The 11,650-nt window shown below is 53.2% G+C and carries 10 protein-coding genes; 2 read left to right on the forward strand and 8 right to left on the reverse strand.

Annotation, left to right across the window (positions count from 1 at the left end):
- Window positions 1–199: 199 nt before the first annotated feature.
- A complete protein-coding gene (locus LZP73_RS05800; RefSeq protein WP_234233530.1) occupies window positions 200–2,713 on the reverse strand; it encodes a S8 family serine peptidase in 2,514 nt (837 codons plus the stop codon).
- Between the two features lie 503 nt (window positions 2,714–3,216).
- Between LZP73_RS05800 and LZP73_RS05805 the strand changes: the two genes are divergently transcribed.
- Entirely contained in the window at window positions 3,217–3,612 is a 396-nt protein-coding gene (locus LZP73_RS05805; RefSeq protein WP_234234222.1) for a curlin, read from the forward strand.
- Window positions 3,613–3,625: 13 nt separating this feature from the next.
- Window positions 3,626–5,137, forward strand: a complete 1,512-nt coding sequence (locus LZP73_RS05810; RefSeq protein ID WP_234233531.1) for a curlin — start codon at window positions 3,626–3,628, stop codon at window positions 5,135–5,137.
- Between the two features lie 92 nt (window positions 5,138–5,229).
- On the opposite strand, the gene LZP73_RS05815 is transcribed toward LZP73_RS05810, so the two are convergent.
- From LZP73_RS05815 to LZP73_RS05845, 7 genes are all read right to left on the reverse strand, one after another.
- Window positions 5,230–5,895: a response regulator transcription factor gene (locus tag LZP73_RS05815; protein ID WP_234233532.1), complete on the reverse strand. Its 666-nt coding sequence runs from the start codon at window positions 5,893–5,895 to the stop codon at window positions 5,230–5,232.
- Window positions 5,896–6,164: 269 nt separating this feature from the next.
- Window positions 6,165–6,962, reverse strand: coding sequence for a CsgG/HfaB family protein (locus LZP73_RS05820; RefSeq protein ID WP_234233534.1), 798 nt, complete (start codon window positions 6,960–6,962; stop codon window positions 6,165–6,167).
- A 3-nt stretch (window positions 6,963–6,965) separates the two neighbouring features.
- Entirely contained in the window at window positions 6,966–7,343 is a 378-nt protein-coding gene (locus tag LZP73_RS05825) for a curli assembly protein CsgF (protein ID WP_234234224.1), read from the reverse strand.
- A 22-nt stretch (window positions 7,344–7,365) separates the two neighbouring features.
- Entirely contained in the window at window positions 7,366–7,740 is a 375-nt protein-coding gene (locus LZP73_RS05830) for a curli production assembly/transport protein CsgE (RefSeq protein WP_234233535.1), read from the reverse strand.
- Between the two features lie 831 nt (window positions 7,741–8,571).
- Window positions 8,572–8,943, reverse strand: coding sequence for a hypothetical protein (locus LZP73_RS05835; RefSeq protein WP_234233536.1), 372 nt, complete (start codon window positions 8,941–8,943; stop codon window positions 8,572–8,574).
- Between the two features lie 550 nt (window positions 8,944–9,493).
- Complete coding sequence (gene ssb, locus LZP73_RS05840; protein WP_169564637.1) at window positions 9,494–10,165, reverse strand: single-stranded DNA-binding protein; 672 nt, start codon at window positions 10,163–10,165, stop codon at window positions 9,494–9,496.
- Window positions 10,166–10,198: 33 nt separating this feature from the next.
- Window positions 10,199–11,566 carry an MFS transporter gene (locus LZP73_RS05845; RefSeq protein ID WP_234233537.1) on the reverse strand — a complete coding sequence of 456 codons (1,368 nt, stop codon included), beginning with the start codon at window positions 11,564–11,566 and terminating at the stop codon, window positions 10,199–10,201.
- Window positions 11,567–11,650: the final 84 nt, after the last annotated feature.

The raw sequence follows: 11,650 nt of genomic DNA on the forward strand, positions 1-11,650 counted from the left end.
CATGCGGCCATCGTGCCGCTTCAGGGTGACAGCTTCGACTTCAGCGACAATCCCGCCGCCTCAGCCAAGCCCGTATAGGGCTAAAATGGCTTGGGCCAGCTCAAGCCATGATTCAAACCATGAGCCAAACCACGGCCCCGATGATTGAGATAAAAAAAAAAGCGGCCCTGAGGCCGCTAAAGAAGATGCACATGCTTAATCAGAAGCTTGCGGTCACAGCTTTGGAGCATAGGCTCGTCGTTACTTCACAGATTTTATACTCGACGGCGGCGGCTGCATCGGTAAAGCGATCCCGGTAACGGCTATCGTTGGCCGTGGTCGCTACCATTTCACCATCACGGTAAATCGCCACCGACTCGCCAGAGGCACCATCCCAGATCAAATCGACCAGGGCGCTGCCACGGCGAGACAGCTTGGCCTGGGCCACGGCGACACTTATGCTGTGTTCAAAGACCTCGAGTTGCGAGCTGACGGCATCGGTATTGCCTTCGGCATCCGTGACCGTCAGGGTCACCTTATAGCTGCCCGCCATGGCATAAGCATGGGTTGGGTTCATCTCAGATGACACAGAGTCGTCGCCGAAGTCCCAGCTGTAACCGACTATGTCGTCATCCCTGTCTGTGCTGCTGTTGGTGAACGCCACATCCAAGCCATCCAGACGATAGTCGAAACTCGCTACCGGCACCGAAGGCGCAGCATCACCCAATCCAGAGATCACCATGCCCCAGCTATTCAATGTTCCCGTATCCGCGCCCACATGATCGCTGACGGAAAGGGTCCAGGTGCCTTTGGCCATTTCACCGTTAAAAACGCTCAAATCCCAGGCTTGCACTAAGTCATCGGCATTGCCGCCGGCACGGTCGTGCAGCACAGCCTCGATTCCTGTCGGAGATCTGAGTCTGACCACGAGATCGCCAATCCAGCTATGACTGATGTTCACGTCGGCATTAACACCGAAGATCTGCACGTCATCGGCGACCTCTATCTCACTCACGATGCCAGTGGCATCATTATCCGGAATCGCGACGGCATCGTCGTTGCCATAAGTGAAGTCTGTAATGCCTTGAGGTAAGACACTGAGCGAAACTGCTTGTTGTTTCTGGAGACTGCCATCGTCCCCCGAAACGGTAATGCGGTAATCTCCCCAGGGGGTAGTCGCTGCCGTAGTGACGTCGACTGTGAAGCTGTCCCCCGCAACCACCGAGTCTGTGGATAGGGAGACGCCCTCGAGGGCGGGTGACACTGCCACACTCAGGGCGACTGACGCATTCCAGCCGGCGATGCTGCCGACACTGAAGCTGTAGCTTGTGTTAGCGCCGGCTTCGATCGTTTGTGACATGGGAGTCACGCTGAAACGATAACCTGGAGCGGGATCGGCCAGCTCCAACGCCTTGGCCAGGTTCAAGCGCGTGCCGGCAACGGTTTTTCCCGTCAGCGCCGCGTTGGCATCGCCCGAGTCCATCAACAGTTGCTTCATCTCCAGCGGGGAAAGATCCGGATTGATGGACCAAACCAAGGCGGCGGCGCCCGTCATATGTGGGGTCGCCATCGAAGTACCAGAATAGGTCGAGTAAGTATTGCCCGGCGTCGTCGAGAGGATAGCCGTGCCCGGTGCGCCCATGTCGACACTGGTCAAACCCCATTGGGAGAAGCTGGACATGTTGTCATTACGATCGGTACTGGCAATGGACATGACGGCGTCTGAGTCATAGCTGGATGGATAATGCGGGTTGGCATCATTGTCTACCGCATCATTGCCTGCCGCCGCGAAGAAGAGGATCCCCGCATCACCGGCGGATTCGATCGCATCCTTCAATGCCTGGCTGAAGCCACCGCCACCCCAGGAGTTATTGGTCGCCTTGATGTCGACGCCATGATTCAGCTTGAGATCTGTCATGTAATCGATACAGGCAATGGCATCCGCAGTCGAGCCCGAACCACCGGCATCGAGGAATTGGCAGGCGACAATAGACACGTCCCAGTTGACCCCCACCACACCGACACCATTGTTGCCCCTGGCACCTATGGTGCCAGACACATGGGTACCATGGCCGTTGCCATCCATGGGATCACCATTATTGTTGACTGCGCTGTAGCCATGAACATCGTCTATGACTCCGTTACCGTCATCATCTATGCCATTTCCCGGAATTTCGTTGGGGTTGGTCCAGATATTGGCCGCAAGATCCGGATGATTGTAATCCACTCCGGTATCTATCACCCCTACCACGACTGAGGCATCACCCGTGGTGATATCCCAGGCCTCAACCGCATCTATATCGGCACCGGCCGTCCCGCCATTTTGCCCCGTGTTATGCATCCCCCACAGCGACACAAAGTCGGGATCATCTGGTGTCCCTATGGCGCGGATCAGATAGTCAGGCTCGGCATATTTCACCGCAGGATGCTGACTGATCATTTTAATGGCTTGCTCAACATTCGAGCCGGAACGCAGCGACAGGCGGGCCAGCTTGCCATTCAATAAACGGGAGAATTTATCATCGACACCGTCAGCATTCGCATCCCTCATGGTGCCCCTGACCAAACGCCGCGCCGACATACGCTCTGACTCGGTGGCATTATCTTTAAAAACAACGATCATGGAGTCTTTTATGTATTCGTGGCCGTTAGCCACCTTCGCCTGTACTGGCGCGGTCGAAACAACCAAGATGCCTGCTATGGCAAGCGCCAAGGGTGACAATTTATTCAACATATTCTCACTTCCTATTCAATCCCTGATATCACGGTCCCGGAACCACTTCCCTGTGCAGCTGGCATTGCATACTCAGCATAACGGCCACAGAGTGAAAATCCGACGTTTCTGCACGACAGAGATTGTTGCCACACGCCCGGCAAAATTAAAAGGTTGTTAACATTTTTTACAACCTTACTACTAAGTCGATGGCGCTAGAAATACGGCAAACAAACGCCGGCGAATGAGCAAATAAAAGATAAAAACCATATAAAACAACAACAAATATCGTCACCCATTTCTATGGCCTGGGTCTGGTACCCATTCGGCATAAATAGACTTTCTTCCGATTGTGACAATTTAATATGCCTGTAACTTGAGTTGTTAGCTTGACCCGGGACGGGTGCTTCCCGGCAGAAGGATTCACAGGCCAAGGCAGGTTAACAATGAATGACCTTAGCGATTCAAACCAAGATAAGGAGTGTCGAGTGCGAGCATTAACATCCACTGCACTTATTGTTTTCATGCTGCTCGGCGCGGCCAAGGCGCCGGCCGCCGACATAGAAGATGATAGGTCAACTCAAGAATTACCCGTCACCTTGCAAACTCTTCTCGAAAGTTCCGGGCGGGACAATCTCATCGACCTGGTCCAACTCGGTTCATTCAATCACGCCACTCTCATGCAGTCGGGAAATGATAACAGTACCTCAGTGCTGCAAACGGGCTCCAATAACCAAGCAGATGTCGCCCAATATGGTGGGAATAACCGAGTAGCGCTACATCAGGCAGGCATACGCAACCAAGCGGCCATTACCCAGATAGGTAATGACAATCTGGTGCAATTAAACCAACTCGGCAGTGCAAGCTTCTCAATAGAACAGATTGCAGATGGCGCCGAAATTACAATAACTCAATATTAACAGGGAATGTTTCATGAAATTAACTATGACGAAATCTATGATTGCATTGGCCATCACGGCTGGATTGGGCATGAGCTCGGCGGCATTCGCAGGCACGGCCAACAGCGCCAGCATAAGTCAAACGACCAACAGCTCAGAGGCGGTTGCCGGCCAGGATGCCTATGTTAAACAAACAGGCATTCTCAATGCCGCCGTTATCAATCAAGAAGGCGATTTTCAGTCTGCCACTGTCAAACAAGATGGGGTATGGATGGAAGCCTACACAGACTCCAAAGGCACGGCTAACAGGATAGAAGTGGCGCAGACAGATGACTGGCACATCAGCAAGATCAATGTCGACGGCGACACCAATACCACACTGGTAGCCCAAGCCGACTATTTCAATGAGTCCGGCATAGAAGTAACAGGGGATAATAACAGCGCAGAAGTCATCCAGGCCGGTCAGCGCAATGAAAGCGTCGTCGAACTGAATGGCGACGACAATACCGCACTCATCAACCAGGAAGGCGCGAGCAACTTCGGCGTTTTCCGGGTTGAGGGCCAAGGCAACGATGGCAGCATCACCCAAATTGGCGATAACAACGTCGCGGGTATGATTTCGGCCGATATTACCCCCAACATAGGCAACAACAACGATATTGAAGTCTATCAGCAAGGCAGCGGCAACCTGGGCGCTGTGAAGGGTGCCGCCGGTGACGACAATCATTTCGATATTTCTCAAACCGGCGACAACAACACAGGCTTCGTCTATGCCATGACGGGCTCGGATAGCGAGATTGAAATCAATCAACGCGGCGCGGACAATACCGCCTTTCTGGCCGAGATGACAGGGAATGACAACGATGTAGAAATCACTCAGGCCGGCACGGGCAACATCATAGGCGATACCAAAATCGCCGAGATCCAGGGCAACGATACCCGCCTGGACATAGAGCAGGAAGGGAATAACAATGCGGCCGAATTCCAAATCTGGGGCAATGAAAACAATATTTCACTCGACCAGGAAGGGAATAACGCCTTCACCACGTTCGGAGTGTACGGCGAGGACAATAGTTTCAACCTGAGCTCCGACGGCGACAACAATAACATCACGGCGTTCGCCGAAGGTGAGGATAACGATGTTGAAATCGCCCTCGAAGGCAATGACAACTTCAGCTATGCCGACGTTCAGGGCAGCGACAACGAAGTGGATATCGAACAGGATGGCAAGGGTAACGAGGCGCTCATCACTGTCATAGGCACAGACAACACGGATATCGAAGCGACACAAACGGGTGAGCTCAACCTGATAGATCTTATCCTGGGCGGCGATGAAAACACCGCCATGATCACCCAAACGGGTAATGGCAACTGGGTGGGCGGCGAAGCCGATTCGGCCTTTGTCGTGCAGGGCGATGGCAACAGCTTAGTGATAGCCCAAGCGGGTAACGATAACCTGGTGGCGGGATCCCAAACGGGCAGCAATAACAGCATAAGTGTGACCCAGTCCGGTGATTTCAACACTGCGACCGTGATCCAGAACTAAGACGGGATTCAGGCAATAATAATAGGGAGCCAGGCTCCCTATTATTATGTCTGTCCATGTCGAAACCAATACAATTGAAGAGCCTGTTGAATTCAGGAGCAGAGCCTGAAATGACTCTGATATGTTTGTGCCCACCTTAACAACTCGACCCTATTCCGCGACTGGGTTTTTCTGAATATTGACGAAATATGCGCCTTAACCGTGTGCTCACTGATGCAGAGGCTATGGGCTATTTCCTTGTTTCTGGCCCCGCTCGACACGAGATTGATGACGGTTCGCTCCCGACTGGTGAGCATCTGCAGCATCACAGCCGTATCCTGCACGCTCTCCTTGTCACCATCGAAACGCTTGATCAGCTGGCTGAATACCCTGCTTATCAGGCTGCTGTCATACCAGAGCTCACCGGCAAGCATCTTCTTTAGCCCCGTCAGTAGTGAGTCCATGCCTTGGTCGGCAAATAACAGCCCCTTGATCCCGAGCAATAATGCGGCCTCGGCCTCCAATCTATCTTGGTCAACCTGGTAAAGCGCGACGGGAAATTGGGCGATTAGCCGCGAAGCGATCAAAGGGATCCCCTTGTTATCCAAGGCCATGCCGCGTTGTGGCACGAGACAGAAACTAGGCTTATCTTTGTCCACGGACAGCTCTGAAACCTGGCTGACAATACGTGTTTTCAAACCTACAGATTCGGCCAATATCGCTAAATGGCATGGAGCCGAAATCTGATGGATAAACACAAGCTCATCGATTTTAATCATGTACCTCTTCTCCCTGACAATAGTAGCGCCCCTCCTTTTAGGATGACCCCTACTCTTCCTAATCCATTAGAATGGCAAAACGAGCCCAAGCAGCTCCCTTATTCCGTCAACACCAGCAACAACGGTGTAAAAGACCAACAAATTGGCATGGTAAGATAAATTAACCCGATAATTCAACAGCCAACAGAATTAATCACCTGGATTTGGGCCGGAGCTGAATCAGGATGCAGTAACCCGCTGCGCCGTCTCAGCCAATAGCCTAGGCTGCGTCATGATGACGTCATAGTCATGTTGGCGGCCTTGACCTCTGCCGAATTCCAATATCCCAGCCTGACGCCCCTGGCCACTATTTCCGCCACTGCGAGTTCTATGGCCTGTTGCACACAGAATTGCACCGGCTCGTTAGTGGTGAAACCCACTTCCGCTTCGGCCAGTCGATTCAAACTGGTAAAGCGCATTAAGCCGGCACGCATCTCCTGTGAGAAGACGCGCTTGGTCGCCGACACAGACATCATCACCTTCCCGCTATGTACGTCGACGGCTCTCAGATAGATGGTCACTTGATCTTCCCGGTACAGCTCCGAAGCGCCGATACCATAGTATTCGACCCCGGCACCACCCGAGCTGATATTGGTTTCATAGCTGATTATGCCCCCTTCCAACAACAGCCTGGCATTGGTGAGCGAGGGGATATCCGGGTCAGCGGCATTCCCCGACTGCTTCTTGCTGATCTTCCTCTCCGTCAGTAGATCTTGTAACCCCTCCCGCTCGACGGGAATGAACCATTTAGAGTCCAACAGGGTCTGGATCAAGATGGAGGTCGCGCCCTGAGTCACTGCCGTCGAAAAAGAACTGACATTTTGCTGTGGCTTATATTGCCCGGTTTGATCCCTGAACGAATAAATCGCCACAGGAATAGGATGGCTGGGCCCAGGCTTGGCTTGCAGCGCCAACATGGTCTCGCTCACTGGGTTCAATTGGGCTTCGGTGATATTCAGTTCCGGCTTGGGGATCAAGCTGCAGGCCGACAGGAGCAGGACGCCCAGACAAGGTATGATGCTTCTCATCCCCTAGCCTCCAAAGGTCGGCATTTCAATGACTGTCACTTCACCCGTCAGCAGATTAGTGATGGTCAGCATCACGCCGCCACCGACCGAAGCCACTTCGATGCGAAAGTCCCCTGTGTCATAGGTGCCATCGATGATCTCACCATTGGCTACGCCACGGGTTATGGTATTCATGATATTTCGCTCGAGTGATTCCTTGAAACGTGTCACGAAGTCCTTTTCCGTATCCTCGGCCTGGTTGTCGTTCTGGGCATTGGCCTTATTCAGCAGATAAGCGCCATTGAGTGGCGAGCCGCCAAAGCTGGGGTTGTTCGGGGTATAGACCAGTTCCGTGCCTTGGGCATAACTGGCTGCTACGGCCGATGCCGTCATGATTAACATCCTGTAATTCACTGCTGTCATCCTAATAATCGTCTGATACATCGGCCATCTCACCTGTAATGGCGTTGGCTCTAACCTTGGCGATATAGTCAATAGTCAACAATATCGCCTGTTCGGCCCTCTCCTTGACCGGGCTGGCACGGCGGCCAAAGTAGGTCATATAGATTTGGCTGCCGTTGACGGCTAGCCTGAGTTGCGTGCCCGCCTGGGGGAAAACAGTTTCATTCAGCGTGACATTGAAGCCTTGGGTGAAGGGCAGATCCCTCCAGTAGCCTGAATAATAAAAACTGAAATCTTTACCGAAGCGAGTCAGTGTCCTGTCGATCACCAAGCCACTGATTTCAATTTCTGCCTCTTCGGCCATCACAGGCCCCATCAGACCGAATATCAGTGGCATCAATATGAGCCTGTTTAGCATATGCCGGCGTTATCCTATGATGTATTGGCAATATTGAACCGCGCCAATGACAGTGCAAAGCAGCTGTATACTTATGCCATTGTTCCCGTTAAAAAAAGCCTGTTCACAATAACAGCAATCTGAATGGCGGGTTATCCACCTAGAGCAGGAAGATGACAAATTGGCAAGTTAACCCCGTAAAACGGAAGAAAGGATTAGTACTTTTGGCTGATGCGGTTAGCGTATGCATGACTGCTGCCTTGACCAAGTTCGACTGTTACAGTCCGAGTCTCAATGCCAACTGCTAGGCCGCATTTCTGTCTAAGAATTTGAACCTATGGTAATTTTTGCAACTTGAGCCAGTAAGTACTCTCCAGAACCGACATAACATGGGGAAATCCGGGCATAGCATCAGCAATCGACCTGGATATAGCAAAGCCTGGGTCAACCCAGGTTCGCTACCTTCTCGACAGAGGAACGCGCCATGAAGCCTTGCCACTGCACCGAACATCATGATGGCCGAAGACAGGAGACTGGGTATGTCCGTTCGTCAGGCGGTTAACTGATAGCCGAAAACAGGCTGGGGGGGGGCTTGCCGGGGAATGCTTTGCTCAACGGGCCTCTTTGCTATGCCGCTCAATGTTGTTGCAGCCAATCACGGCAACAGTGTTAATTGGATAGCGAGTACTTTTTGGGGGAGACCGGATCCCGATCAATAGAGACTCCCGATAGCGTCAGGAGCTGTGGGTGTCTTGGTTATTTTTGTCTACCGTCCTGCAAACAACAAAAAGGAGAGGCTATCGCCTCTCCAAACGTCATATCGCCTACCGCTTACTTACCGGTTTCATATTCCATGGTCGCGGTGTTGGTCTGTTCCCAGGTACCATCCTGATACAGGATAGTGGCGCTGGCTTGGTTGACTGAATAGGCACGCACTGTGACACCACAGGAAGTTCCGCCGGAACACTTGGCATTACCACTCCAGATTACCGACTTGACCATCTTGTTGATGTTGGCGATATTGTATGAGCCCGAGGTGCTGCTGCCGAAACTGAAATCTAAACCGCTGCAGTGAGCCGTACCATTGCCATAGACATTACCGCCGCTCTTGACGTTAAGGTGACAGACCAGATCGGCCGCAAGTGCAGACTGGGCGAAACAGAGAACCGAAACGGCCCCCAAAGCTTTCAACATTTTATTCATAATAAATCCTTGTTTCTTCCATGCTTATTGGAATATTTCCACCGCTCGTTCTTGAGCAGAAAATAAACTAAAACGAAATTTACATTTATGCAACAGTTTTAAGATAGAAGAGCGACAACCCTGGAAGCAGAACATCACAGAAGCAGGGCAGACACAGGGCTTTTAAAAACTAAGTGCCGAGGTCAACCCGGCTGCCGATGGAGTTCTCTCTCCATCAAAGTTGCCGCAGGGCAAATGGAAATCGGTAATTTTCGCGCTTATGAGCGAGAGGTTGGGATGCCTAACTGGCTTGTTGACATGGACGTACTTGGATAGGACGAATGCCCTTCCTTGCTCGACGCTCGCTTCAAGCTATGGGGCTTAAAGCTCAGGGGCTGAAAGCCGACGACTGTTCGGCCATAGGGCCCCATAAGGCTGTCCCTCTCCCCTCAAAAAAAAACACTCGGATCCCAGCCAACAAAAAGCCCCGCGGATTAACAGCGGGGCTCATGATGTTCACTCTCGGCTCAAGTCAGACTCAAGCTTCGGCGCTCATGTAAGCGCGAGATGCCTAGAATGGGATATCATCATCCCAGCCATCATCCAGGTCCGGAGTGAAGTTTTGCTGTGGCTGCTGTGGCTGTGGCGCAGGACGCTGGGCCGGGGCAGGCTGCTGGTAGGCAGGAGCCGCCTGGGGCTTAGGCGCATAGCCTTGCTGTGCCGGCTGCTGCGGTGCCGCTGGCTGGGCATAAGTCTGTTGCTGCGGTGCATTGTATTGCTGTGCAGGCTGCTGAGCCGGAGCCGCCTTGGGGGCGTACTGCTGCTGTGGCGCATTGCCATAGCCCTGGTTGCCTTGAGGAGCACCGCCCATGGGCGCGCCCTGGCCACCCTGTTGGTTGCGCGAACCCAGCATCTGCATGCTGCCGCTCTGATCTACCACTATCTCGGTAGTATACTTGTCCTGACCTTGCTGATCTTTCCACTTACGGGTCTGCAGCTTGCCTTCCAGATACACCTGTGAACCCTTGCGCAGGTATTCACCGGCAATTTCCGCCAGCTTGCCGAACATCACCACACGATGCCATTCGGTACGTTCTTGCTGTTGACCCTGTTGATCTTTCCAGGACTCACTGGTTGCCACTGTGATATTTGCAACTGCATTGCCATTGGGCATATAACGAACTTCAGGATCTTGCCCCAAATTGCCAACCAGAATTACTTTGTTCACACCACGACTGGCCATCAAAAATCTCCTGCGATCTTCACTAAAATACGATTAATTGGGAGAGCCTAACACAGCTCTGGCTTGTCTTAAATCGAAATACTCATCTACCTTTAAATATGCCACTTTCTCCTCCAAGACCACAATAGCCTCGGCCACACCCGGGAGTTGTGACAGGCGTGTCGCCATCGTCTGAGCCTGGCTCTTGTCCGCGACCTGCGCCGCCAGAGTATAACTTTTTAACATCACAGGGTTAGCCATACCCAGGGTCAGTAACAGCCATAACAGCATGAGTCCGAGCGCCAACTCGAATACCCCTTGGGCACCCAATAATTGGTAGGCCCCGCCGCCGAGCATGCCGCCGCAGAAGGCCCCCAGGAACTGACTGGTGGAATAGACCCCCATGGCCGACCCTTTCTCCCCGACCGGACAGAATTTGGCTATGAGACTGGGCAGTGAGGCCTCCAGGTAATTGAAGCCGGTGAAGAACAAGAGTATGGCTATGCTCAGGGCCGTCAGACTATGGCTGAACAGCGCCATCCCTGCCAGCGCCAGCATCATGATCACCAGGGCTATCTGGAAGGTGGCCTTGGTGTTCTTCTTTTTCACCCCTATGATGATCAGCGGCACCATGAGGAAGAAGGCGCCGATGAAGGCCGGGAAATACAGCATCCAGTGCTTCTCTTTCACCAGGCCGGCATCCACCAGATCCAGCGGCAGGGCAACGAACACGGCCGTCAACACCAGATGCAGTATGAAAATACCCGCGTCGAGGCGGAACAACTGGGGATCGGCCAGCATGCGCTTGAGCCGCGCCGGCGCCGCGACCGTATCTCCTTTAGGGGCCTGAGAAATAGGATTCGGCACCAAAACCTGCACTATGACCATGCCGAGCACCGCCAGCGCCGCAGTCAACAGAAAGAGCCCGGACAGGCCAAGATGCTGGGCCACTATGGGGCCGACCAGCAGAGCCAGGGCGAAGGAGAAGCCTATACATATGCCTATGATGGCCATCACCTTGGTGCGCTGCTCGTCCCGGGTGAGATCCGCCGCCAATGCCAGCACGGCGGCGGCGATGGCGCCCATGCCCTGCACCGCCCGGCCAAACACCACCCCATAGATGCTGTCGGCATTGGCGGCGATCAGGCTGCCGATGGCGAACAACACCAGGCCGCCGAGGATCACCGGCTTGCGGCCTATCTTGTCGGATAAGATCCCCATGGGGATCTGCAACAGCGCCTGCGTCAGGCCGTAGGCGCCTATGGCTATGCCTATCCACAAGGGCGAGAAGCCACTCAGATGCTGACCGTAGAGCGCGAAGACGGGCATGATCATGAACAGCCCCATCATCCGCAAACCGAATACACTGGCCAAAGAAAACGCGACTTTCTTCTCTGTGCCAGAGAGTCCGCTAGCTGCCATGATTTTGTCCCGAGGTGAAAAATTGCGAGGGGCGCATGTTACCACAGGCGACTAATTTAGCTCAAAAGGAATCCATCCAAAGCA

The sequence above is a fragment of the Shewanella sp. AS16 genome, assembly GCF_021412365.1.
Lineage (GTDB): Bacteria > Pseudomonadota > Gammaproteobacteria > Enterobacterales > Shewanellaceae > Shewanella > Shewanella salipaludis.